This is a genomic window from Leifsonia sp. Leaf264 (assembly GCF_001422325.1).
Classification (GTDB): Bacteria; Actinomycetota; Actinomycetes; order Actinomycetales; family Microbacteriaceae; genus Orlajensenia.
On record NZ_LMMR01000001.1, the window covers coordinates 946,875 to 971,730 of the forward strand.

At 67.3% G+C, this 24,856-nt stretch carries 21 protein-coding genes; 11 read left to right on the forward strand and 10 right to left on the reverse strand.

Annotated elements, in window-relative coordinates; all coding sequences use genetic code 11:
- Window positions 1-3 precede the first annotated feature (3 nt).
- On the reverse strand, window positions 4-759 hold the full coding sequence (locus ASF30_RS04420; RefSeq protein WP_055901940.1) for a dienelactone hydrolase family protein: 756 nt from the start codon (window positions 757-759) through the stop codon (window positions 4-6).
- Between the two features lie 155 nt (window positions 760-914).
- On the opposite strand from ASF30_RS04420, the gene ASF30_RS04425 reads away from it, so the two are divergent.
- The gene (locus tag ASF30_RS04425; RefSeq protein WP_055901943.1) at window positions 915-1,970 is read left to right on the forward strand and encodes an amidohydrolase family protein; all 1,056 of its coding nucleotides are present in this window, start codon (window positions 915-917) and stop codon (window positions 1,968-1,970) included.
- Window positions 1,971-2,015: 45 nt separating this feature from the next.
- On the opposite strand, the gene ASF30_RS04430 is transcribed toward ASF30_RS04425, so the two are convergent.
- Both ASF30_RS04430 and ASF30_RS04435 read right to left on the reverse strand, forming a co-directional pair.
- Entirely contained in the window at window positions 2,016-2,873 is an 858-nt protein-coding gene (locus ASF30_RS04430) for a siderophore-interacting protein (RefSeq protein ID WP_082467434.1), read from the reverse strand.
- 15 nt (window positions 2,874-2,888) lie between these two features.
- Entirely contained in the window at window positions 2,889-4,445 is a 1,557-nt protein-coding gene (locus ASF30_RS04435; protein ID WP_082467435.1) for an NAD-dependent succinate-semialdehyde dehydrogenase, read from the reverse strand.
- Window positions 4,446-4,573: 128 nt separating this feature from the next.
- On the opposite strand from ASF30_RS04435, the gene arr reads away from it, so the two are divergent.
- Window positions 4,574-5,014 (forward strand): NAD(+)--rifampin ADP-ribosyltransferase, encoded by a 441-nt coding sequence (arr, locus tag ASF30_RS04440; protein ID WP_442914949.1) that lies wholly within the window; start codon window positions 4,574-4,576, stop codon window positions 5,012-5,014.
- Between the two features lie 24 nt (window positions 5,015-5,038).
- On the opposite strand, the gene ASF30_RS04445 is transcribed toward arr, so the two are convergent.
- Complete coding sequence (locus ASF30_RS04445) at window positions 5,039-6,094, reverse strand: LacI family DNA-binding transcriptional regulator (RefSeq protein WP_055901946.1); 1,056 nt, start codon at window positions 6,092-6,094, stop codon at window positions 5,039-5,041.
- A 241-nt stretch (window positions 6,095-6,335) separates the two neighbouring features.
- Here ASF30_RS04445 and ASF30_RS04450 point away from each other — a divergent pair, with 241 nt between their 5' ends.
- The 6 genes from ASF30_RS04450 to ASF30_RS04475 all read left to right on the forward strand — a co-directional run bounded on the left by ASF30_RS04450 (window position 6,336) and on the right by ASF30_RS04475 (window position 14,164).
- Window positions 6,336-7,649 (forward strand): ABC transporter substrate-binding protein, encoded by a 1,314-nt coding sequence (locus ASF30_RS04450; RefSeq protein ID WP_055901949.1) that lies wholly within the window; start codon window positions 6,336-6,338, stop codon window positions 7,647-7,649.
- 90 nt (window positions 7,650-7,739) lie between these two features.
- Window positions 7,740-8,624: a carbohydrate ABC transporter permease gene (locus ASF30_RS04455; RefSeq protein ID WP_055901951.1), complete on the forward strand. Its 885-nt coding sequence runs from the start codon at window positions 7,740-7,742 to the stop codon at window positions 8,622-8,624.
- Between the two features lie 4 nt (window positions 8,625-8,628).
- Complete coding sequence (locus ASF30_RS04460; RefSeq protein WP_055901953.1) at window positions 8,629-9,540, forward strand: carbohydrate ABC transporter permease; 912 nt, start codon at window positions 8,629-8,631, stop codon at window positions 9,538-9,540.
- A 3-nt stretch (window positions 9,541-9,543) separates the two neighbouring features.
- Entirely contained in the window at window positions 9,544-12,210 is a 2,667-nt protein-coding gene (locus ASF30_RS04465) for an alpha-L-rhamnosidase (protein ID WP_082467436.1), read from the forward strand.
- Window positions 12,204-13,094 carry an aldo/keto reductase gene (locus ASF30_RS04470; RefSeq protein WP_157496941.1) on the forward strand — a complete coding sequence of 297 codons (891 nt, stop codon included), beginning with the start codon at window positions 12,204-12,206 and terminating at the stop codon, window positions 13,092-13,094. Before ASF30_RS04465 ends, ASF30_RS04470 begins: the two co-directional genes overlap by 7 nt.
- A 14-nt stretch (window positions 13,095-13,108) precedes the next feature.
- A complete protein-coding gene (locus ASF30_RS04475) occupies window positions 13,109-14,164 on the forward strand; it encodes a family 43 glycosylhydrolase (RefSeq protein ID WP_235480259.1) in 1,056 nt (351 codons plus the stop codon).
- Between the two features lie 183 nt (window positions 14,165-14,347).
- Here the strand turns inward: ASF30_RS04475 and ASF30_RS04480 are convergent, their stop codons facing one another.
- From ASF30_RS04480 to ASF30_RS04490, 3 genes are all read right to left on the reverse strand, one after another.
- Complete coding sequence (locus ASF30_RS04480) at window positions 14,348-15,589, reverse strand: MFS transporter (RefSeq protein ID WP_055901956.1); 1,242 nt, start codon at window positions 15,587-15,589, stop codon at window positions 14,348-14,350.
- Window positions 15,590-15,676: 87 nt separating this feature from the next.
- Entirely contained in the window at window positions 15,677-16,543 is an 867-nt protein-coding gene (locus ASF30_RS04485; protein ID WP_055901959.1) for an AraC family transcriptional regulator, read from the reverse strand.
- Between the two features lie 123 nt (window positions 16,544-16,666).
- A complete protein-coding gene (locus ASF30_RS04490; RefSeq protein WP_055901962.1) occupies window positions 16,667-16,903 on the reverse strand; it encodes a hypothetical protein in 237 nt (78 codons plus the stop codon).
- A gap of 145 nt (window positions 16,904-17,048) precedes the next feature.
- Between ASF30_RS04490 and ASF30_RS04495 the strand changes: the two genes are divergently transcribed.
- Complete coding sequence (locus tag ASF30_RS04495) at window positions 17,049-17,660, forward strand: TetR family transcriptional regulator (RefSeq protein WP_055901965.1); 612 nt, start codon at window positions 17,049-17,051, stop codon at window positions 17,658-17,660.
- A 33-nt stretch (window positions 17,661-17,693) separates the two neighbouring features.
- Here the strand turns inward: ASF30_RS04495 and ASF30_RS04500 are convergent, their stop codons facing one another.
- From ASF30_RS04500 to ASF30_RS04510, 3 genes are all read right to left on the reverse strand, one after another.
- Window positions 17,694-18,593: an SDR family oxidoreductase gene (locus ASF30_RS04500; RefSeq protein WP_055901968.1), complete on the reverse strand. Its 900-nt coding sequence runs from the start codon at window positions 18,591-18,593 to the stop codon at window positions 17,694-17,696.
- Between the two features lie 121 nt (window positions 18,594-18,714).
- Window positions 18,715-19,281, reverse strand: a complete 567-nt coding sequence (locus tag ASF30_RS04505; RefSeq protein WP_055901971.1) for a GrpB family protein — start codon at window positions 19,279-19,281, stop codon at window positions 18,715-18,717.
- 18 nt (window positions 19,282-19,299) lie between these two features.
- Complete coding sequence (locus tag ASF30_RS04510; protein WP_055901974.1) at window positions 19,300-20,007, reverse strand: TetR/AcrR family transcriptional regulator; 708 nt, start codon at window positions 20,005-20,007, stop codon at window positions 19,300-19,302.
- A 51-nt stretch (window positions 20,008-20,058) separates the two neighbouring features.
- Between ASF30_RS04510 and ASF30_RS04515 the strand changes: the two genes are divergently transcribed.
- Window positions 20,059-21,531, forward strand: coding sequence for an MFS transporter (locus ASF30_RS04515; RefSeq protein WP_327063126.1), 1,473 nt, complete (start codon window positions 20,059-20,061; stop codon window positions 21,529-21,531).
- Between the two features lie 100 nt (window positions 21,532-21,631).
- Window positions 21,632-24,853, forward strand: a complete 3,222-nt coding sequence (locus tag ASF30_RS04520; protein WP_055901979.1) for a beta strand repeat-containing protein — start codon at window positions 21,632-21,634, stop codon at window positions 24,851-24,853.
- The last annotated feature ends 3 nt before the right edge of the window (window positions 24,854-24,856 follow it).

Below are 24,856 nucleotides of genomic sequence, written 5' to 3' on the forward strand. Positions count from 1 at the left end.
CTGTCAGGCGTCGCACGAGGACGTCGTGGACTCGGTCGTGAAGAGTTCGTCGAGGAAGGCGACAGTGCGGGCCCAGGCGCGGGCAGAACTGCGTGCGTTGTACGCGGCGCCCGGAATCCCGAGGCCGTCCGCCTTCGGATTCGTGAAGGCATGCCGGGTACCGCTGTACAGGTCGAACTCCCAGTCGATGCCCGCTGTCGTCAGGCCCGCCTTGATGGGTTGCCAGTGCTGCGGTGCGGCCATCGGGTCGTCGGCCCCGGTGCAGAGCAGGACGCGGGTCGATGATGTCGGGTCGGACCAGTCGCCCTCGACGAGGTCGAGTCCGCCATGGATGCTGACGACGCCGAGGACGTCTCCCCCGGTGCGGAGGTACTCGAGTGCTGATGACCCGCCGAAGCAGTAGCCGGCGATCGCGATCCGATCGGCCGCGACCTCCGGCTGGGCCGCTGCAGCGATGTGGGCGGCACGGATGCGCCCCATCCACGCGGCGCGGTCGCTCGCCATGCCTCCGATGAGACCGCCGATCTCCTGGCCCGACGTCGGCTCGAGACGCTCGCCCCAGACGTCGGCTGCGAACACGGCATAGCCCAGCTCGGCATAGCGGTCGGCGATGGCCGCCATGTCCGCGCCCAGTCCGAACGCGTCGTGGATGAGGAGGACACCCGGCAGGCCGACGCCGTCAGCCGGCGAACTGAGCCGCCCGATCATCCGTATGTCGGCGTGTGAGTACACGACATCGCGGGAGGCCAGCTGGGACATTCGTCGTCCTCTCTGTTCGGGTCGAGGACGTGCGCTCGACGGTGAAGCGTGGGATCATCCTACATAGGATCACACACGATTTCCAACACGATCGACGGAAATTCACCTAGGCTGTGTCCGGAACAACGCAAAGAAGCGAGACAGGAGTACAGGCCATGACAGTCGTCGACATCAACATCCACCACCTGCCGGAGGATCTCTTCAGCAACGAGAAGATGCTCCAGGGCTTCCTCGGGAGCGCCCCCCGAGGATTCGGGGAGATCGCCCGGGTGATCGAGATGGAGAGCGGGAAGAAGCAGCTCATCCTCGAGAAGCCGAAGGGCTTCCAGAACCTCAACTACGTCGAGGGCGACTACTCGGCCGAGGCCAAGCTGGCCGCCATGGACGAGGCCGGTGTCGACTACGGCATCATGCGCGTGCCCGTTTGGCAGGAATGGCTCGACCTCGAGACGTGCAGGGCGGTCAACGACAATGCGGCGGAGATCGTCGCCCGCTCTGGCGGCCGGCTGTTCGCGACGGCGTGCGTTCCGCCGTGGGGCGACAAGGCGAGCATCTACGAGCTCGAGCGCTGCGTGAAGGAGCTCGGCGTCGTGGGAGTGCAGTTGGCCTGCCACTACGGGCAGCTCTACCTCGACGATGAGGCGTTCGACCCGTACCTGAAGGTGCTCAACGAGCTCGATGTTCCCGTCATCGTCCACCACACCCCGCTTCCCGTGGAGTGGAAGTCCGTCGTCGACTACACCAACCTGCGTCGCGAGTACGGACGGATCATGGACCAGGGCATCGCCGTGGGGCGTGAACTCTTCAGCGGGATGTTCGACAAGTACCCGAACCTCCGTTTCATCCACACGATGCTCGGCGGCAACTGGTTCGCGAACACGGCACTGCTCACGCCGCACGCCTCACCCAAGCAGGAGGCCATGCAGCGCCTGGAGGCCACCGGCGGCGAGAAGATCCAGCAGTACCTCCGCGAGAACATCTTCTTCGACCTCACCCACCCGCACTCGTGGGGCAAGACCCAGGTGGAGGCGGCGCTCGAGATCAATGGCGCCGACCACTACCTGTTCGGCTCATCGTTCCCGGTGTTCTACAGCTGGATGAGCCAGGGGGTCGACTTCGTGCAGAACCAGCTCGAGATCAGCGACGCCGACCGCGACCTCGTGCTGGCGGGCAACGCGAAGCGACTCTTCAACCTGCCGATCGAGCTCTAGGCCACCGAGCCTCAGGGCCAGAGCCCTGAGCGCCGGCGCCACCGGTCATCTGCCGCGGGCGTGGATGCGGACCGAGTCCGCGTTCGCGCCCGCGTCGTCGTTCCCGTCGGAATCGACTCGAGCGAACTCGGCCTTCCACTGCCGGAATCCGTCCTCGGTCCGACCGCGGCGCCAATAGCCGGAGATCGACAGCTGATCGCGACCGAGGCCGCGTTCGGTGCGCAGGTACGGTCGCACCCCGCGCATGACCTCCTCGGCCTCCCCGTGCACGAAGGCGTGAACGCGTCCGTCCATCCACTCCAGTTCGCGAACCGCGTTCGCGAGCAGCCCGTCGACGGAGCCGCCGTCGCGGTGGAGGAAGGTGATCGTCGCACCGGCCGGGCCCACCAGCGTCGGCTCATGTGCGGCGGAGTCGACGAGGACGATGACGCGCGCCTCGGCATCGCTCGGCAGCGCCTCGAGTGCCGCGGTCACGGCGGGAAGCGCCGACTCGTCGCCCACCAGGAGGTGCCAGTCCGCCGTGGGGTCGGGGCTGTAGGCCCCGCCTGGGCCGTTGGCGAGCAGTCTGTCGCCGATCGTGGCGTTCGCTGCCCACAGTCCCGCGATGCCCTCGTCGCCGTGCACGACGAAATCGATGTCGAGAGTGCCGGCATCGACATCCGGATGCAGTGCCGTGTAGGTGCGCACGACGGGCAGGTCCTCGGGCGGCATGGTTCCGCGCATCGCCCGCACGTCGATCTGATCGGGGTAGACGACGCCGGCCTTCGGGAAGACGAGCTTGACGTAGCGGTCGGTGAAGACACTCTCGCGGAAGCCGGACAGGTCGTCGGTCTGCAGCTGCAGTCGACGAAGCGACGGGGTGACCCAGGAGGTGGCGGTCACTTCGAAACGGGTGGTCGGCATGTCGATCGTCCTCGGTCAGTAGCTCATCGTGGTCAGGACGCCGGGGATGAGGGTGTACTTGGTGGAGAGGTATTCCTGGATCCCCTCGATGCCACCCTCTCGGCCGACGCCCGACTGCTTCACTCCCCCGAAGGGAGCCGAGGCATCGGACACGGCACCGACGTTCACTCCCATCATGCCGGTGTCCAGCCTGTCGATCATGCGCTGCGCCAGCGCGAGATCCTCGGTGTAGACGTAGGCGACGAGTCCGTACTCGGTGTGGTTGGCGAGCCTGACCGCCTCAGCCTCGGTCTCGAACTCGACGATCGTCGCCACGGGACCGAAGATCTCCTCGCGCAGGATGTCGCTGTCCGACGGCACGGCGGCGAGAACCGTCGGTTCGTAGAAGCTGCCCACCCCGTCGCGTCGTCGTCCACCGGTGGCGAGCTCGGCTCCGCGACTCACGGCATCCTGCACCAATTGGTCGACCTTGTCGACGGCGTCGTGGGTTATCAGGGGGCCGATCTCCACTCCCTGCTCCGTACCCGGGCCGACCCGGAGGTCGGCGACGCGAGCCGCCAGACGTCGCGTGAACTCGGCGGCAATCGAGGAGTGCACCAGGAAGCGATTCGCCGCCGTGCAGGCCTGACCGGAGTTGCGGAACTTCGCGGTCATGGCCCCCTCGACCGCGCGATCGATGTCGGCATCGGCGAACACCACGAACGCGGCATTGCCGCCGAGCTCCATCGATGTGCGGAGCACGGTGTCGGCGGCCTGCTTCAGCAGGATCCGTCCTATCCGTGTCGATCCCGTGAAGCTCAGCTTCCGCAGGCGCGGATCACCGATGATGCGCTCGCTCACTCCAGCCGCATCCGAGGTCGTGACCACGTTCAGCACGCCGGCAGGCAGGCCCACCTCCTCGAAGATTTGGGTGAGGAACAGCGTGGACAATGGCGTCAGTTCGGCAGGCTTCACCACGGCTGTGCAGCCGGCGGCGAGGGCCGGTGCGATCTTGCGCGTCGCCATGGCGAGGGGGAAGTTCCACGGAGTGATCAGGTAGCTCGGGCCGACGGGTCTCCGGGAGACGAGCATCCGTCCGGTCCCGTCGGGATTCTCACCGTAGCGGCCCGAGATCCGGACGGCCTCCTCGGCGAACCAGCGCAGGAACTCGGCACCGTAGGCGACCTCTCCAGCGGCCTCGGACAGTGGTTTGCCCATCTCCAGGCTGATGAGTCGGGCGGCCTCGTCGCGTCGCTGCATGAGCAGGTCGAAGACACTGCGCAGCACCTCGCCGCGCACGCGGGGCGCCGTCTGCGCCCAGTCCTCGGAGGCGGCGGCAGCGGCATCGAGCGCCCGCGCCCCGTCGTCTGGCGTCGCATCGGCGATTCGCCTGAGCAGCCCACCTGTCGCCGGATCGAACACGTCGAGGTGGCGCAACGAGGAGCCGGCCTCCCAGCGACCGGCGATGAAGAGCCGATCCGGCACCGATGCGAGGAGCTCTGTCTCGGTCGACCGACCTGGCGTGGCGGCGTCGATCCCCCGTCCGAGCCCGAGCGCCGGTTCCCTGTCGACGGAGGTGACCAGGTTCGACATCAGCGGCTCCAAGAGGCAGGGGGGACGGCACGCAAGTCTGGCATCGGCATGCACGGCGCAGAACTACCGAGTTCCACTGAGACGCATAGGCGATGGCTATGGGCTGCCGGCGCTCGGTCGTCGCGGCGATGCAGGAACCGTCGGCCTATGCTGTCGTCGTGAGCGACGCATTGGACGACGGTCCGTTCTTCCACGGCACCAAGGCCGATCTCCGCGAGGGAGATCTGCTCACGGCGGGATTCCGCTCGAACTACCGCCCCGAGGTGGTGATGAACCACATCTACTTCACGGCTCTTCCGAACGGCGCCGGGCTCGCCGCGGAACTCGCCGCAGGTGACGGCGCTCCGCGCGTCTACGTCGTCGAGCCGACCGGCGCATTCGAGAACGACCCGAACGTCACCGACAAGAAGTTCCCCGGCAATCCCACCCGGTCGTACCGGAGCACCGAGCCGCTCAGAGTCGTCGGCGAGGTGACGGATTGGATCCGGCAGACACCGGAGGCACTGCAGGTGTGGAAGGAGCGCCTGGCGGAACTCAGTGCCGACGCGCGGGGCGAGATCATCAACTGATCGAGGCTGCCCGGCGGCAGGTTCTCAGTCGCGTCGCCAGATCTCCCCGAGGGTGGAACGTCGCGGGATGAGGTGGGGCTCGAGAACGACCGTGCGCTTCTCGACACCGTCGGCCGTCATGATCTCATCCATCAGCAACTCCGCAGCGACCCTGCCCATCTCCTCCCCGGGCTGGCTGATCGTGGAGATGGGAATCGCGCTCTCCGAGGCGAAGTGGTTGTTGTCGTATCCCGTGACGGCGATGTCGGCGGGCACGGAGAACCCGTCAGCGTCTTCGAGCACCTGGATCGCACCGATCGCGAGGAGGTCGGCGGCCGCGATGATTCCGTCGTAGCGATCGGCTCCCCTCTCGACGATCTCGCGCCCGGCCTGGCGTCCGTGGCGGATGTTGAGTCCTCGCGTCTCGATGGTCTCGAGCGTGACGCCGGGACTCTGGGCTATCGCCGCCTGCACACCCTCGAAGCGCTCAGCGACCGCTGTGAGGAGGAAGGGTCCGCCGACGAACAGCAGTCGAGTGCGGCCGAGGTCGATGAGATGACGTGCTGCCAGGTACCCGCCTCGACGCTCGTCGACGACGACCCCCGAGTAGGAACTGTCGGGCGAGGCGTAGTTGACGAGAACCAGGGGGGTCTTGCGCAGCAGGTGGGCACCCTCCTCTCGCACCTGTGCGGTGTCGAGCGGCGCCATGAGAACGCCGGCGACGCGAGACTGTTCGAACGTCTCGAGGTTGCGGGTCTGCTTGGCCAGGTCGATGTCGCTGTTGGCGATGAGCAGGTTCATGCCGTGCTTGCGCAGGGTCGCCTCGGCCCCCCGGGCAATGTCGACGAAGAAGGAGTTCCCCAGGTCGGCGAGAACGAGGCCGATGGTCGTGCTGGTGCCTGCGGCCAGTGAGCGGGCGGCGTCGTTGCGGACGAAGCCGAGTTCTGCGATCGCAGCGAGGACGCGACGGCGGGTCGGTTCGGAGACCTTGTCGGGGCTGTTGAGCGTGTTCGAGACGGTTCCGAGGGCCACCCCGGCGCGGCGGGCGACATCCGTCATGCTGGGTTGTGCCTTGCTGGCGCGCCTGTCGTCGGTCACCATCGGACACCTCCTCGTGCATCTGCAGAACTGTGAGCTCGGCTGCCATGCTTGCACACGACCTGTCGACTGACGCCCATCATGGCTCACGTGCCTTCCGCGCGGATCGCGACTGTCGGCTCGTTGCCCAATTGTGATGAAGCGCTTCAAAATACTAGCGGATTCAACTTGACACGGACCCGGCTTTGGTGGGTTACTACTCTTGAAACGCTTCAACGGAGGCGTCGCCATTCAAGGAGGAATTGTGACCACAGCACCGAAATCACGACTGCGGCGTATCGCACCGCTCGTGGCCATCGTCGGAGCGGGAGCGTTGATGCTCACCGCCTGCGGGTCGGGAAGCGGCGGCTCCGCCAGCAACGGCCAGTTCACGTATCTCGGCCAGACCGAGAACACCACCATCATCGGAACGCTGAAGGACCTCGCGAAGAACCAGTGCGCCCCCGAGGAGAAGGCCGCGAAGCTCACGGCAGACTCGGTCGCCGGAACGCAGTGGGATCAGAAGCTCCAGCTTCTCGCCGGCCAGGACGCCCTGTCGAACATGTCGATGTCTGCAGGCACGCCCTCCCTGATGAAGCAGTTCATCGATGCGGGCCAGGTCGTCGACCTGTCCGCTGAGCTCGACAAGCTCGGCGTCGCCGACAAGATCCTCCCGGCAGCCGAATCCACCATCAAGGCCCTCTACGGCGAGGACAAGCTGTACTCGCTGCCGACTGAGCTCAACATCGAGGGCTTCTGGTACAACAAGAAGCTCCTCGCCGACAACGGCATCGATGCTCCGGCCACCTGGGACGACCTGGTCGCTGCTGCCGGAACACTCCAGGACGCCGGCGTTCAGCCGTTCGCTGCCGACGGCAAGGACGGCTGGCCCATCACCCGTCTCGTCGGCGACTACATCGCCCGCGACCTCGGCCCCGACGCCCTGAAGGACGTCGCCGACGGCAAGGCCAAGCTGACCGACGACGAGTACGTGAAGGCCGCCGACGAGGTCGCCAAGCTCGGCAAGGCCGGCTATTTCGGTGACGCCGTCGGGTCCGTCGACTACAACGCCGCCATGAACGAGTTCCTCACTGGGAAGGCCGCCTTCTTCTACATGGGCAGCTGGGCACTCGCCAACTTCAATGACGCCACACAGAACACGATCGGCGCCGACAACATCGGCTACGCACCGTTCCCGGCCGTCGAGGGCGGCGCTGGCGCCATCGACCAGGTTCCGGCCAACGTCGGAATCCCCGTGATGTTCGCCAAGAAGGGCTTCGGCGACGACCAGGCCGCCTGGCTGAAGTGCATAGTCTCCAACTACGGCGACACTGTCCTGAAGGACAGCGGCGTCGTGTCGGGATTCGCACTCGACAACCCGCCCACCGATCTGCCGGAGACCACGCAGACAGTCCAGCAGGTCATCAAGGACGCGCCCTCCAGCATTCTCTGGTTCGAGGCCCTCTTCACCTCGAAGGGCACCAGCGTGAGCCAGACGAACGGCGGTGGCCTCGCGAACGGCACGCTGAGCGGAGCTGACTTCATGAAGCTCGTTCAGGCCGCCAACGACGAGGGCTGACCCTTCTCCACCTGATGCGGGGTCGCGGTGTCCGCGCCGCGACCCCGTTCATCACCGCTGCGTCCTGCGCAGCTGACAGATTGTTGATCCATGGACAGAGTGCTCGGCGACAAACGCGCCATCTTCATCCTTCTCGGACCCGCCCTGCTGGTCTACTCCATCATCATGCTCGTGCCGATCTTCTGGTCGCTCGGCTACACCGTCTTCGACGGCAACCCGATCCTCGGGTTCACCTTCAACGGGCTCGGGAACTTCGCCAAGTTCTTCCAGGACCCGGCCGCCTGGAGTGCCATCTGGTTCACCCTGCGCTATGCGCTCGTGCTCACCGTCCTCCAGGTCGGGGTCGGCTTCGGCCTGTCGCTGCTCTACGTCTTCTGGCTGAAGCGGGCATCCTCGGCGATCCGGACCATCGTCTTCTTCCCCGTCGTTCTCCCCACTGTGGCCGTCGCGCTCCTGTTCCAGCGCCTGTTCGAGGCCGCGCCGACGACGGGTCCGGTCAACTCGTTCCTCAACCTGATCGGGATCCCATCGGTCGACTGGTTCGGAACCCCGGATGCATCGTTCTGGGTGATCATCCTGATGGACCTCTGGCGCTCCATGGGCTTCTACGCCGTGCTGCTCTACGCCGGCCTCCTCGACATCCCCGAGGAACTGCTCGAGTCGGCCCGGCTCGACGGGGCAGGCGGGTGGAAGCTCATCCGCACCATCGTGCTCCCGCTTTCTCTGCCCGTGCTGCTCTCATCGCTGATCTTCAGCATCAACGGCACCCTCAAGGTGTTCGACACCGTCGTCGCACTGACGAACGGCGGCCCGGGCAATGCGACCACTCCGCTCACCCTGTACATGTTCCAGACCTCGTTCACCTACGGCGAATACGGCTACGGCAGCACGATCGCGCTCATGCTCACGATCCTCTGCCTGCTCTTCACCGTGTTCATCTTCCGGTCCACGCGCCGCGACCTCACGAAGGGCTGAGCCAGTGACCACTCAGACGACCGCCATTCCGAGCGTCAATCCTCGCCGCCTCGCCCGCACCTCGGTTCCCAGCACCGGCAGGGGGGCACCGAAGCGCTTCTTCGCCCGCCTCCCCCTGCGGATCATCATCGCGATCCTGCTCATCGTCGAGATCTACCCCATGGTCTGGATGTTCCTCGGATCGTTCAAGACGCAGAGCGAGTTCCTCAACGACCCGTTCTGGACCCTGCCGAGCACCTGGTCGCTCGACAACTACGTCTCGGTGTTCGAGAGCGGGTTCGGGCAGTACATCCTCAACAGCGTCATCGTGGTGTTCCCGTCGCTCGCCGTCGTGCTCGTGTTCGGCGTCGCTGCCGGATTCGCGCTCGAGATCATGGTGTGGAAGGGGCGCGGAACAGTCCTGCTGCTCTTCCTCGCCGGCATCATGGTGCCGACGCAGATGATCCTTCTGCCGCTCTTCACCATCTACTTCCGCACCGGGCTCACCGGCAGCTACTGGCCGATGATCCTCACGTACATCGCCACGGGTCTGCCCCTCACCGTGTTCATGATGGCGACCTTCTTCCGATCGGTCCCGCGCGAGATCTTCGAGGCATCGACGCTGGACGGCGCGAGCATCCTGCGCTCCTTCTGGGCCGTCGGACTCCCTCTGGTCAAGAACGCTGTCTTCACCGTCGGGCTCGTGCAGTTCTTCTTCATGTGGAACGACCTGCTCATCGCCCTGACCTTCACCAACTCGAACGCGCTGCGCACGATCCAGGTCGGCCTGCTCAACTTCACGGGGCAGTACGGGGCTGTGCAGTACGGCCCGACCTTCGCGGCCATCGCCGTGAACGTGTTCGGAACACTCGCCATCTACCTGTTCCTCAACCAGCAGGTCATGAAGGGCCTCACGGCCGGATCGGTCAAGGGCTAGGAAATGACGACAACGACTCCAGCGACGACAGTCGCGACTGACACCATCACCGATCTCTGGCTCGAGAACCGTCGTGGCGCGTCGACCCTCGGCATCGGCGAGCGCAGCCCGCGGCTGTCCTGGCTGTCCGACGGCACCGCCCCGGTCTCCGCTGTCGAGTTCGAACTCACGGATGCGAGCGGAACGGCGCACCGCCACACCGAGGCCGGCGGCCGACGCCGACTCCTCGCTTGGCCGTTCCCGCCGCTCCAGTCCCGTGCAGCGGTCGTGCTTCGTGCGCGACTCGTCCACGACGACGACCGAATCGGCGACTGGAGCGCACCGCTGCCGATCGAGGTGGGGCTGCTCGAGCGTTCGGACTGGACGAACGACTTCGTCTCGCCGTCCGTCACTGCACCTCAGGGAGAGTTGCGGCCGGGCTACCTGCTGCGGGCCGACTGGAACATCGAGGACCTCGGCATCGACCCGTCCACCATCAGCCGCGCTCGCGTCTATTCGACGGCGCACGGAGTCTACGAACTCGAGCTCAACGGGCTGCCCGTGTCGGAGGACATCCTCGCCCCGGGCTGGACGAGCTACACCCACCGCGTGAGGTACCAGACCTACGACGTGAGTGCCGGCATCCGTCCCGGTCGCAACACGATCGGCGCGTGGCTCGCGGATGGCTGGTACCGCGGCCGCATCGGCTTCGAGGGCGGACTCTGGGACGTCTACGGAGCGGATGCCGCTCTCCTGCTGCAGCTCGAGCTGACCCTGAAGGACGGCTCGGTCGTGTCAGTGCCCCTCGAGGACTCCTGGCAGTGGAAGCCATCGCCCATCACCCGCGTCGGCCTGTACGAGGGCGAGACCTACGACGCGACACTGCTCCCAGCCGGCTGGAGCGAACCGGACTTCCACGCCACCGGATGGCAGTCGCCGAAGCGACTCGCCCTCACCGGATTCCCGGCCGAACTCGAGGCGCCGACCGGCCCGCCGGTGCGGGTCACCGAGGTACTGCGACCCGTGAGCGTCGAGCCGTTGCCCGGATCGCGCATCCGGCTCGACTTCGGGCAGAACATCTCCGGCAAGCTGAGACTGCGCGTGCGCGGGAACGCCGGGCACACGATCACCCTGCATCACGCGGAGGTGCTCGAGAACGGCACCCTCGGAGTACGCCCGCTCCGCTCAGCCGAATCCATCGACCGCTACACGTGCCGCGGCCATGGCGTCGAGGAATGGAGCCCCCGGTTCACCATCCACGGATTCCGCTACGCCGAGGTCGAGAACTGGCCCGGCGACGTGGCCGCCCTCGACGTCGAAGCACTCGTGGTGCACACCGACCTGGAGCGCACGGGCTGGTTCGAGAGCTCTCATCCTGGACTCAACCGCCTGCATGAGAACGTCGTCTGGAGCATGCGCGACAACTTCGTCGACCTCCCCACCGACTGCCCGCAACGCGACGAGCGCCTCGGTTGGACCGGCGACATCCAGGTGTTCACCCCGACGGCGCTCTCGCTGTTCGGTGCGCACGGCACGCTCACGGGCTGGCTGCGCGATGTGGCGCACGAGCAGCGGGACCAGGGACACGTGCCCAACTTCGTACCGTGGATCGAGTGCGGGTTCCCGAACTTCCCGACGGCGGCTTGGGGCGACGCGGCCGTGATCGTGCCGTGGGAGCTGTACCGGCACGACGGCGACGCACGTGTCCTCGCCGACCAGTACGACAGCATGCGCGCCTGGGTCGACCTCGTCGACGACCTGACCGGGCACACCGGCTTGTGGAACACGACCTTCCAGCTCGGCGACTGGCTCGATCCCGCCGCTCCATCCGACAGCCCCGGGCAATCTCACACGGACAAGCACCTCGTGGCGACCGCCTACCACGTACGCACTGCACGCATCCTCGCGCAGACCGCTCGTTTGCTGGGCAAGTCGACGGATGCCGACCACTACGACACCGTCGCCGCTCGGGCCGTCTCGGCATTCCAAGCCGAGTTCATCGCCCCCTCCGGCCGCGTCGTGAGCGACACCGTCACGTCCATCGCGTTGGCCATAGTCTTCGACCTGTTCGCGAACGAGAGCCAGGTGCGGCACGCCGGCCGGCGGTTGCTCGAACTCGTCGCGGCGGGCGACTTCCACATCAGCACCGGGTTCGTCGGAACACCGATCATCTGCGATGCCCTCGTACGTGTCGGAGGCCTGGATGCCGCCTACCATCTGCTGCTGCAGGACGAGCTGCCGTCCTGGCTCTACCCGGTGTCGATGGGAGCCACGACGATCTGGGAGCGCTGGGACAGCATGCTTCCCGACGGCACGGTCAACCCCGGCGACATGACCTCGTTCAACCACTATGCGCTCGGTGCCGTCGCCGACTTCATGCATCGCGTCGTCGCCGGACTCGACTCGCGGGAACCCGGATTCGAGCGTCTCTGGATCGAGCCCCAGCCTGGCGGCGGGCTGACTCATGCCTCCACAGCCCATCGCGGGCCCCTCGGCCTCAGCTCGTCGTCCTGGCGCAGGGAGGGCACGAACTTCGAGCTCGATGTCGTCGTCCCAGCCGGCGCCACGGCCACTGTCGTGCTGCCGGGAGGCGGCGGGGTGCACGAGGTCGCGGCCGGCCGACACACCTTCCACTGCACCTTCCGGGATCCGTCGGATGATGCTCGCAAGCCCGACTTCCGGCGGTGGTGACAACGTTCATGGAGCCCATCGCCCGTCCGGTGGCCGGGCGGGCGGTGTGGCCCGTCGGCCTCGGGGGCGCGTGGTGGTCGATCGGCGACGCGGTCGATGAGGCTCGCAGCATCCGCACGATCCATGCTGCCCTCGACCTGGGCGCGAACCTCATCGATACGGCGGCGGCCTACACGACGGCGGATGCCGCCCGCCACAACGAGACCCTCATCGCCCGCGCCCTGCGTCAGCATCCCGGTGCCGACCCGATGATCGTGACGAAGGGCGGCCATGTGCGCGTCAGCGCGGACGAGTGGATCGTGGACGGCACCCCCGAGGCCCTCGCCGCCGATTGCGACGCGAGTCTCAGCGCCCTGGGCGTCGATGCCATCGACCTCTACCTTCTCCACAAGGTGGATCCGGCAGTCCCCCTGGAGGAGAGCGTCGGAGCCCTCGATGAGTTGCGGCGCTCCGGCAAGGTGCGCGCGATCGGACTCTCGAACGTCTCCGGCGCCGACCTCGATCGGGCACTCGCCGTTGCTGGGATCGACGCCGTGGAGAACGAGTTCTCCGCCCTGAATGCGACTCACACCGGCGTCGCTCGGCGGTGCGAGGAACTGGGCATCGCCTTTCTCGCCTATTCCCCACTCGGGGGTGCCTCGCGGGTCCACCCGTTGCGCGAGGCCTATCCGCGGACCGCTGCCATCGCGGCCGGCTCCGGGCATTCACTCCAGCGCGTGCTCCTCGCCTGGGTGCTGAAGCAGTCATCGTCGATCATCGCGATCGCCGGTGCGAACCGCCCCGAGACCGCCGTGGACTCGCTCGCCGCACCACGAGTGCACCTCACCGACGAAGCCTGGAGCCGCATCGAGGACGAACTCGCTCGGCCCCGCGCCATACGCTGACGACCATCCCCACCATGAAACGGAACATCATGCAGAACTCCATCCGCCCCGGTCAGCCCTGGCTCGACACGAAGGGAGAGCGCATCCAAGCCCACGGCGGATCCGTCCTCCACGTCGACGGCGTCTTCTACTGGTACGGCGAGAACAAGGAGCACACCCGGCCTGGTGGCGACATCTGGCACTGGGGCATGCGCTGCTACTCGTCGACGGACCTCTACAACTGGGAGGATCGCGGGCTCATCATCCCGCCCGTCGAAGGCGACTCCACGCATCCACTGCACCCGTCGCAGCTCGCCGATCGACCCCACATCATCCACAACGCGCGGACAGGCAAGTACGTGTGCTGGGTCAAGGTCATGCAGCGCGACGGCGGCCAGCTCTCGAGCGTCTTCACCGCCGACGACATCCTCGGTCCGTACGAACTCGTGCGCAGCGGCATCCGCCCTCTCGGCATGAACGCCGGCGACTTCGACCTCGTCGTCGATCCCTCGGACGGGAAGGGCTACTACTACTTCGAGCGCGTGCACAGCGAGCTCATCTGCGCCGACCTCACCGACGACTACACGGATGTCACGGGGTACTACTCGACCCACTTTCCACGGCCGCAGCCGCCGTTCGTGCGCGAGGCCCCCGCGTACTTCCTGCGCAACCGCAGGCACCACCTCATCACCTCGGGTACGACCGGCTACTTCCCCAACCAGTCCGAGGTCGCGGTCGCTGACACATACCACGGGCCCTGGACGATCGTCGGCGACCCGCATCCCGATGACGAGACCCGCACGTCGTTCCGCTCGCAGATCTCGTCGATCTTCCGGCATCCGCTGAAGAAGGACCTCTACATCGCTGTGGCCGACCGGTGGGTCGTGGATCCTCCGGCCGACCTGCCCGACATCCCGGAGCTTTTCGAGAAGGTGTTCAGCCCCGGCTTCGACCCGACCGAGTGGGGTGCCGTGCCGCTGCCGGACCCCGACACCTCGATCGCCGACTACATCTGGCTGCCGCTGCGTTTCGACGGCGACAGGGTGCTCATCGACTGGCATGACGAGTGGCGCGTGGAGGACTTCGACTGACGACAGCGGCGCCGTCTATGCACGGATGCGGTCGAGCCAGTCGGCCACGAGTGCACTGGCGACGGCAGCCCGGTCGAGATGCACGTTGTGCCCGGCCGCGTCCAGCGCCACGAATGTGGCGCGGGGATAGTGCTCGATCCGCGCCCAGGCGTCATGGTAGCCGTGCAGCAGGACGAGCGGGCCTCAGTTGACCGCGTGTCGCGAGCGGCTCATGACGGCGATTCCGAAGGTGGCCAGGACCGCGTACGCAGCGGGAAGGAGGAAGACGAGCGGGAGTCCGAGCCATCCGACGCCGAGCCCGCCCGTCAGGCCGCCCAGTGCGCTGGCGACAGCCGGGGCGCTCATGAAGACGGCCGACGCCGTCGCGATCGCGCCGGACAGCAGCCGTTGCGCGACGACGATTCCGAGTCCGGCGAAGACTCCCCACACGGCACCCATGCAGATCTGTCCGGCGAACATACCGGCCGCGCTGCTGGTGAGGGCGAAGCACAGATTCGCCGCGACGCCGAAGGCAGCGCCGATGATCATCAGATGCATGATCCCCATGCGACGGGCCACGATCACGGCGACCGGCATGAGGATCAGCTCGACCAGCGGTTGGATGCCGATGACGGCGCCACTGACGACGGCAGGCAGGTGCAGGTCGTCGTTCATGTAGATCGGCAGGTACCCGTACTTGATCGGCTCGCCGGCGTAGACCAGCACATAGAGCCCGGTGAAGGTCAGCAGCGGCAGCATCATCCGGACGCCGGGACGTCGCACCACGCTGCCGACCCCTCCTGCGGCCACGCCAGCATCGGGAACGGATGCCGTCCTCTCGCCGGAGCCCAGGAACCCGAGGGGAAGGATCTGGGCGAGGGTGAAGACCGCCGTGGCGACGAGCATGGTCCGGGGACCGAACGCTGCGGCGAGGAACGACCCGACCACGGGGCCGACGATCCATCCGGCGGTCAGCGCCATGCGCACGATGGACGTCACTCCGTCGGCCACGGGACTGGCGTGGGCCTCGAGGTCATCGTGGATGGCAGCGAAGAGCTGGGACGTGGCTGCGCCCGCGAACGCGAGCACGACCGCGCTGATCACGAACGGCATCCAGATCTCCGACGAGAATGCGATCGTCAGCCATCCGAGGAATCCCGCGAGGGCGCACAGCCTGAAGAGGCCGAGGCGCTTGCCCGTGCGATCGGACCGCGCTCCGACGAGGTAGCCCACGACGGGTGCGGTGAGATTGGTGAGATAGAACAGGCCGGCGGTCGTCAGCGAGGCATGGAGTTCGTTGACCAGGAAGGACGCGATCTGCGGCGCAGCGCCAGAGAAGCCGAGGCCGGACAGGAACATCGCGACGGTCGCGCCGCGATAGAGCGGCGACGCGATGGTCTCGCGGATCGCCGACGGCTCGGCCGGAGCCTCTGCAAGCTGTGACACTGACGCCTCCTTGAGTCGTCAAAACCATACACCGTTCGGCTTTGGTTCACAGAGGCAGACTCGCGCACCGCGGCCTGCGGCGTGCCGTCAGGCGCGCTCGATGGGGAGCCACAGCTCGCAGGTGGCCGAGCTGAAGTCGGCGGCGCGGTCGAGCACGGCCACGATCGACGGGCCGGGGCGCAGACGCCACGGGTTCGACGGGAACCAGTCCGTCGCCGTCGCCGCCCACGTCGACTGCAGGGCCGTCGGGTAGTCTCCTTCGACGCGGAACACCACCCAGGCCCCGGCCGGCACGTCGATCACGTCGAGGTCAGCGGGCACCGGTTCCTCCTCGGCGCTGGCGACGCCGTGGAGGTAGGTCAATTCGCTGCCCTCCGTGTAGTCCGGATCGACGTCGGCGCTCACCTGGAGCAGGCCTGCCGGTTCCGTGCTGCTCAGTTCCTTGAGCCGGGCGTGTTCGGTGGCTGGCAGCCCGGCGATGTGAGCCTGGATATGCGGATTGGCGCCGAGGTGGACGAGCGGCACCCGGGCCGAATGGCCGACGAGCCTGAAGGCCGGTCGATCGATGATGCGAGCGTTCATGGTGATGTTCCCTTCCACGGTCAGGCGGAACCTGAGTTGCGATTGCGTGCGAAGGGGGCCGCCGTCTCGGCGCACGTCGCCGGGTGCGACGCCGTGCACCGAGCGGAACGCTCGGCCGAACGCCTCGGTGGAGCCGTAGCCGAACCGCACCGCGATGCTCAGCAGGTCGTCGTCGCCGGTGACATCCGCCGCCGCTGCAGTCATCCGTCGGCGCCGGATGTACTCGGACAGCGGCATCCCGGCCAGCGACGAGAACATCCGACGGAGGTGGTACTCCGTCGTGCCGAGCTCGAGTGCCAACGCTGTCACGTCGATGTCGTCGGTCAGTCGATTCTCGACGAACTCGACGAGACGATTCAGTTCTGCGATCACGGTGCCCCCTTCGCCATCCAGCCTCGTCGGGAGCCTCGATCGGCACCCTACTATCGCGGTCCGATCGGGTCGACTCTCACGTCGAGGATCCGACCGCCGGTGGCTACGCGTGGAGGGGCCGGGTCAGGCCTCGTCGCGACTCCGGCGCGCGACCCGACGGCCGATCCAGCCCTGCCATGCGACGAGGATCCGCGGCGGGGCCTGGTGGTGCCGATTCGAGTTCTGCAAGCGCGGACCCCTGCTGGGTCGGCGGGCTCCGGTGTGCGTGCGGTGGTCGTGCTGGGCGGGAGCATCGCTGTGGGCGGGCACCCCCGGTACGAGATGGGTGGCGTCGTGCGCTGCGGTGACGAGCTTGTTCATGGGAGGTCCTTCAGGTGTCAGTCGTGCGGTACGCCGCCAGAGCGGTCGACGACTGCTGCCTTCACTTTCGCGACCCTTCTCTCTTACAGCGTTAGAGCGATAGGCTATTTCTAACACTGTAAGAGTGATCGTGCAAGGAGGGGCAGTGGCACTGGACCGACAGCAGGTCATCGACGAGGCCCTGCACCTGCTCGACGACGAGGGCCTGGACTCGCTGAGCCTCCGCACTCTCGCCGCACGCCTCGGCGTGCAGGCTCCCACCCTCTACTGGCACATCGGAAGCAAGGCCGAACTCCTCGACGCACTCGCCGACGCCATCATGGACGACGCCATCGGGAGGGTTCCGGCATCCCTCGCCCATGACGACTGGGCGGACTGGCTCCTGGCCGCCCTCGTCGCCCTACGCGCCGCGATGCTCCGTCGTCGTGACGGGGCTCGGATCGTCTCCGGCGCCAGGACGGCGCTGCGACGCGCCGACTTCTCCGAGACCGCCATGTCGACGCTCGTCGGCCATGGGATCGAGCTGCAGCGCGCCCGGCTCCTGGTGCTCGCTGGAGAGCGCTTCACCGTCGGCTACGTCCTCGAGGAGCAGGCCCCCGTCGACTCCGGCCAGCAGGCCCCCGACGTCGCAGAGTTGCAACGTCGCTTCCCGGTCATGTTCCAGGCCATCGGCGAGTACTTCGCGGCCGATCGCAGCTCCGACGATCTCTACCGCGACGCAGCCCGACTCGTCTTGGGCTTCCCGCCGCACGCGTGACCCGAGTCGAACTGGTGAGCTCCAGTCGCTGGCCTACGGCGAGGGGATGCCACCATTGACGTTGAGCGTCTCGCCGATCACGTAGCTCGACTCGGCCGATGCGAGGAACACATAGGCGGGCGCGAGCTCGGCCGGCTGCCCGGCGCGTCCCAGTGGGGTGTTCTCGCCGAAGGAGTCGAGCTTCTCCTGCGGTTGCCCGTCGGTCACCTGCAAGGGTGTCCAGATCGGCCCGGGGGCGACGGCATTGACGCGGATGCCCTTCGGCGCGAGCTGTTGCGCGAGGGCCTTGGTGAAGGTGTTGATGGTCGATTTCGTGGACGCGTAGTCGACGAGGATCTCGGAGGGCGAGTAGGCCTGGATCGACGTCGTGTTGATGATGGTCGATCCCGGAACCAGATGCGGCAGGGCCGCCTTGGTGATCCAGAACATCGCGTACACGTTGGTCGTGAAGGTGTCGTCGAACTGCTCGTCGGTGAGGCTCTCGAGATCCTCGTTGAAGACCTGCTTTCCGCCGTTGTTGACCAGGATGTCGAGACCGCCGAGCCCGTGTGCGGCCTTCTCCACGAGGTCGCGGCAATAGGCGGCATCCCGGAGATCGCCCGGGATCTGGAGCACGTCGACGCCGGCCTCCCGCGCAATCGCCGCGATTTTGTCGGCGTCCTCCCTCTCGTCTGGAAGATACGACATGGCGACGGATGCCCCCTCGCGGGCGAAGGCGATCACAGTCGCCGCCCCGATGCCCGAATCGGCGCCGGTCACGAGCGCCCTGCGCCCGGCCAGCCGTCCGCTGCCCTGATAGCTGTCCTCGCCGTGGTCCGCGAGCGGCGTCAGCTCGGCATCCGATCCGGGTTCCGCCTGGTGCTGCTTCTCGGGCTGGAACTCCGCGTAGAGCTCCGCCGGGTTCGTGAAGGTGTACTGCGTGCGTTCTGTCATTCGGTCCTCCGTCGTCACGTTTCACGCTACGTGCGGCCACTCGCGCACGCAGGGGGCTTGACGGATGCCGATCGGTCGAGTCACGACCCGCCGCGACGGTGCCGGCTGCTCGTCGGCCGACTCAGCCTGAGGCGCGGGCCGCTCGTGCGCGCGTCTTGATCGCCAGGATCACGTCGGTCTTGGCATCGGCGTAGTCGTTCATGTCGTCCCACCGCTTGAGGAGCAGGTTCCGCTTGGTGCTCTCATAGAGGGCTCGATCGTCAGCGTCGGATCGCAGATGATCGCGGAGAAGGAGGTAGTCGCCGACGGCGGAATGGCCGCGTTCGTACAGGTGCACGTGCACGTCGCGGTTGGGCGTGCGCACGAGACGATGCCCGGGTTCGCGCACCCGCAGTACGTATCCCGCCGCCAGGAGCGGATCGAGGTAGTCCTCTTCGGCAGTGATGTCATCCACCACGACCACGATGTCGACGATCGGCTTCGCTGCCAGGCCGGGAACCGAGGTGGAACCGATGTGGTGGATCTCGACGCCCGAGGAGGAGAGTGCATTCCGGATCCGCCGACGGTGGTCCAGGTAGATGTCCACCCATCTGTGGTCGTAGTCGTGCAGCTCGAGCTCGAGCCTCTCCGGACCCCCGATCAGTTCGATCGAGGCGACATCCGGTCGTCGCGTTTCGCGGCCGCTCATCACGGGAATCGTTCCCGTCTAGCCCAGGTTGCCCAGCATCAGGCCGAGCGTGAAGTCGAACCGCTCATGCCCCGATCCTGAGGTCAGTTCGGATGCATGGCGAACGATGATGGGGAAGCGGTCGGTCGGCAGCCCCGAGAAGCGGGCGAGGAGGTCGTCGTGCCCCTGCGGGCTACGCCTCCATTCACCGGTGACCGAATCATCGCTGGCGGCGTCGGCATCCATCGCGTAGGCGCCGACGTAGAGGAAGAGGGCGTCGATCGTCCATGCCGCGGTCTGCGGCGCGATCCCGCCGGCGATCAGGATCGCGAGCATCCCCTCGTTCACCCGGAGCAGGTCGAGGTCGGTGACATCGATCGCCAGTGCCGCACGCGAGATGCCGGGATACCTCAGGTACTGGTCACGCAACTGCGTGCAGACGTCGGTGATCTGCTCACGCCACGTCGAGGGGTCGGGCGTCGGCAGCACGAGTTCGCTGCACAGCCGGCCGATGATGAGCTCGTCGAGGTCGGCCTTGTTGACCACGTGCGCGTACAGCGAAGCGGGCCCGGTCTCGAGGGCGGAGGCGACGTTGCGCATTGTCAGGGCGTCGTAGCCGTCGGATGCCACGATCCCGAGGGCCGCGTCGGTGATCCGTTCGACCGTGATCGGTGCCTTGCGCGGCGCTGGCGCGTCGGCGCCCGTCGCGTGACGGGCCGAGCGGCGCAGCTGAGGGGAGGGAGCCATGGGCCCATCCTAACTTGACACGAACGCCGTTCCAAGTATAGAACAGTGTTCGTGACTTACGAACAACGTTCCAAGGTAAGCCTGCGCGGCTCGTGGATGGCACTGGCCGGTTTGTCGGCGGTGTTCCTCTTCGAGATGCTCGACAACTCGATCCTCAACGTCGCGTTGCCCACCATCGGCCGCGACCTGCAGGCTTCGACGACGGCACTCCAGTGGGTGACCGGCGTCTACGCCGTCGTCTTCGGCGGGCTGATGCTGCTCTTCGGTGCCATCGCCGACCGCTTCGGCCGTCGACGGGTGATGCTCGTCGGGCTGGTGCTGCTCGGCCTCGCAAGTCTGGCGACGGCTTTCGTCGTGAACGCAGAACAACTGATCATCGTGCGCGCCGCCATGGGCGTCGCGGCCGCGATGACGACACCGGGCTCGATGGCGCTCGCATTCAGGCTGTTCGACGAGGAGAGCCTGCGTGTTCGAGCCATCACCCTCATCTCCACGGTGGGTCTCGTCGGACTGGCCATCGGCCCGACCGTCGGAGGCCTGGTGCTCGCAGTCGCGCCCTGGCAGGTGCTGCTGCTCATCAACGTGCCCATCGCGGCGTTCGCGATCGTCGGCATCCGTCGAGGCATCGCTGCCGACGACCCGGCCGAACTCCACCGCGACCCGCTCGACATCGTCGGCGCGCTTTTCGCGACGGCGACCATCGTTCTCGCGCTCGTCGCTCCGACCCTGTTCATCGACCAGGGCGCTGGCTCGTGGGGACCGTGGGCGACGACGGCAGCGGCGCTCCTCGCCGCAGTCGGCTTCGTCATGCGCGAGCGCACCGCGAAGCATCCGCTGCTCGATCTCGCCCTCATCGCCCGCCCACTCGTCTCGAGCGGCCTGGCGTTCAAGGCGGCCGCAGGGCTCGCGACCGCCGGACTCAGCTACCTCGTGACCCTCCAGCTTCAGCTGGCCTGGGGCTGGCCGCCGGCGCTCGCGGCACTCGGGATGCTGCCCCAGGTGATCGTGCTGTTGGCACTCGGCCCGTTCGTCAATCCGTTCGTCGAACGCGTCGGCATCAACCGCGCAGCGTGGATGAGTGCGACCACGGTCGTCGTGGGTCTCGCCGTCTACGGTCTGTTCAACAGCTTCGGGTACGTGTGGATCGCCATCGCGCTCGCACTCGTCGCCGCGGGACTGCGTGTCGTCGGCGTCGTCGCAGCGGTCAACGTGCTGACGGGTCTGCCGAAGAACCGCACCTCCATCGGCGCAGCACTGACCGACACGACCACCGAGGTCGCCAACGGCGTCGGGGTCGCCATCGCAGGCACCATCCTCGCCGCGCTCTTCACCGGGAGCATCGCCGCGCCGGACTGGACGGCGCAGCAGTCGAACCAGTTCCAGAGCGCCGTCACGATCGCCGGTCTCGCTCTGACCGCCGTGGCCGCGGCATTCGTCGTGTTCGGGTTGGTCCGAGCGCGCGGCAGCGCAGCGGCGGACGCGCCCGTCGGGCCGACGTCCTCCCCCGCGTCGCTCCAGCACTGAGCGGCGCTCCGGGCCACCACGCACTTGAGGAATGCTCGGGTGCGTGGAACGATGAATCGCCGGCGTCTTCGCAGAACACGCCGCGGCGAGGGGGCTCGATATGCGCACGATGCTGCGGGCCTGTGCGGCCGCACTCGGCATCGCCGCACTCGGGACGGCGCTCGTGCTCCTGCCGACTCAGGGGGCGCTCGCCGCATCACCACCCGACACCATCGACACCGGCGATCCGCCCCCACCGGCCGACCCGTCCGCTCCTGGCGGCCTCGATCAGCCGACACCCGACCCCGACGAGACGATCGTCGAGGTACCTCCACCGGACTCCCCCGACATCGTGCCCAGTGCGAACACCGTGCGCATGGCGTGGGTCGGGACTCCGGACCAGCAACCGGCAGACGCGGCCCTTCTCACTCTGCAGGCGGCGATCAACGCCACGACGACCACCTCGAACACGGTGTCCTTCATCTCGAACGACTACGCCTTCACGGGGGCCCTGTCGATCACGAAGGCTGTGACGCTCGACTCGGCGACGGACTCCATGCTCTACAGCAGGTTCACCGTCAGCGCAGGCGGCCTGACGCTCGCAGACGACGTCGCGATCGGCGCGGCGAACACGGGGGCCGTGATCAGCGTGACCGGAGCAGGCGCTGCGCTCACGAACATCACTGTGCGCAATCCCACCCCGGTGCCGCGCCCGACGGGGATCCAACTGGGCGCCGGTGTCACCGGTGTCGTGGTGGCGGGATTCGACATGGACGGGAACGGAGAGGACTTCTCCTACGGGGTCAACCTCACCACCGGAGCTGCCACCATCACCGACCCGACGATCGTCGGCGTCGCTGTCGGTGTGACGGCGACGGCGGCATCCACGGTCGAGGGCGTCTCGATCAGTGGCGGCTCGATCTCGGCGGCCACCACGGGCGTCTCACTCGGCACCGCGACAGCACCGACGGTGACGGGTCTCACGGTCACGGGCCCGGGCAGCACCGGCACGGGAATCGACCTCGCGAAGTCCAGCGGAGCTGACGTCCGGAGCGCGACGGTGAGCGGCTTCGCCCGCGGCATCGGGGCCGCCACCACCAACACGAGTGCCGGGCCGTCCATCACCGACGCCGTGGTCAGCGGAACCTTCCGCGAGGGGATCTCCCTGGGCGCGACATCGGCGGCCGTGATCGTGCGACCGAACATCGCGGGCACCGACGCGATCCAGTCCACGGGCATCCTCACCCTCATGGCCACGGGTGTGGTGATCGAGCAGCCGACGATCTCGGGGGTGCAGTACGGCATCACCACGAGTTCGGCGAATGTCGGTGACGGGCCGACCATCAGCGCGCCGACCATCACGGCGTTGGGCGGCATCACCCTGGGTTCGACGCAGGGGGCGATCATCACGGATGCCGTGCTCGACGCCGGGACGTGGTCGGGAGGCACCGGCATCAACACCGTCAACGCGGGTCGGGTCACCATCACCAATGAAACCGCCAACGGCTTCCTCTACGCGATCGGTTCCCAGTCCAGTTTCGATCCCACGTCGGATCGGGTCGACATCTCGATCTCGCACCTCACCGTGACCGGGGCGGCGAACGCCTCGAACGCCGTCTACCTGCTCGGGGTCGAGAACGCCACCATCGAAGACGTCACGGCCGACATCACCGGCGCCGCGCTCGTCATCCACCAGTCCGTCGGGGTCGACGCCCACGACATCACCGTGCACGGCCACGAAGGACCGACGTCGGTGACAGGCGCTGCCATCCTGCGCGCGTACGGATCGCAGGACGTCAACGTCGACAGCGCCTCCATCGACGCCGGTTCCTACGGATTCTTCTACTCCGCCACCGACGGCTCGACCGTGACCAACGCGACCGTGGCGAACCTCCTCGAGTACGGCGTCTACGGACGCAGCGTCGCCAACCTCGACGTGAGTGCCGTCACCTTCACGGACAACTCGGCCGTCGGCCTGTTCGTCGTGACGACGCCGGCCAACGGCATCAGTCACGACATCGCGGTGCATGGGAACACGATGACCGGAAACGACAGCGGCATCCAGGTCCTGCAGGGCACCACCGATGTGCAGGTGACCGGAAACACCGTGAGCGGACAGCCGGATGTCGTCACCGTCGGATCCGCCCACGACCTGCTGATCGCCGACAACACCATCGATCAGGTCGGGAGCGACGAGACCGCAGCCATCGTCGTCGCGCCGCTCTGGGAGGACGGCGCCCTGCCGGGGTCGTACTCGTCGTCGGCGGTGCAGATCATCGGGAACACCTTCAGCGGCGGCGGCACTTGGCTACGCGTCGGAACCGTCGACGGCGCATCCGACGAAGCGACCCGGCGCACCTTGAGCGACCCCGTCCGCTTCACTGGGAACAGCATTCCCGCAGCCTCGACCGCGATCGTCACGCTGCCGAACGCAGTCGTGGGCGACGACACCGCCACTCCGACGGATGTCGCTCCTCTCGTGGCTGTGGCCGACGGCCCTGTCGCGGTCGACGCACGGGACTACGACGATCCGAACGACTGGGGCGCCGCCTGCAAAGCGACGGGCTTCCTCGACGACGCCTCGTACTACGACGGCGGCGGGGCTCAGGTGCAGGAACTCACGGTGGCGCCGGTCCTGTACCCGATGACCTGCATCGACCTGTCACTCAACGAGAGGGTCGACGCGTCCGATGGCCATCGGTTCCGCATCGGCGACATCGTCGCCTGGTTCCTGACCCCGCACAACGACGGCCCGCGCGCGGCGCCGGCGGGCTGGTCCGTCACCCAACTCCTGCCGGACGGCGTCGAACTCGTCTCCATCCGCGGTGCGGAATACACCGTCGTCGACGACACCGCCACGGCGACGGCCGAACTCCCGCCCGGAAGCGATGGTCCGCGATTGACCGTCGTGGTACGGATCGTGTCGGCGCCATCGGGACAGTCCGCCATGCGCGACGTCGCCTATATCGCCCCGGCCGAGGACACCGATCTCGACGGCGACGGATTCGTCGACCAGATCGTGGAGCAGTTCGGTCCCCTCGTCGTGCCGACGATCGACACCGACACCGATGCCTCCGAGACCGACAACGACGCTCTCGGCGTCTGGACCGTCGTCGGCGACGAGCCCACTCCCGAGCCGCCCGACCCCGAGCCGCCCCTCCCCGGACCGCCTGTCCCCGGGACACCGGGTTCCGGTGGACTGCCGGACACCGCTGCCGGATCGCCGGATGCCAGTGACCTGGCGAGCACGGGCACCAACCCGGCGCCCCTGCTGTTCGCGGCGGCGATGCTGCTGCTCCTGGGCGTCGGCGGCCTCGCGGTCGGCCGCAGACGACTCAGCTGACGG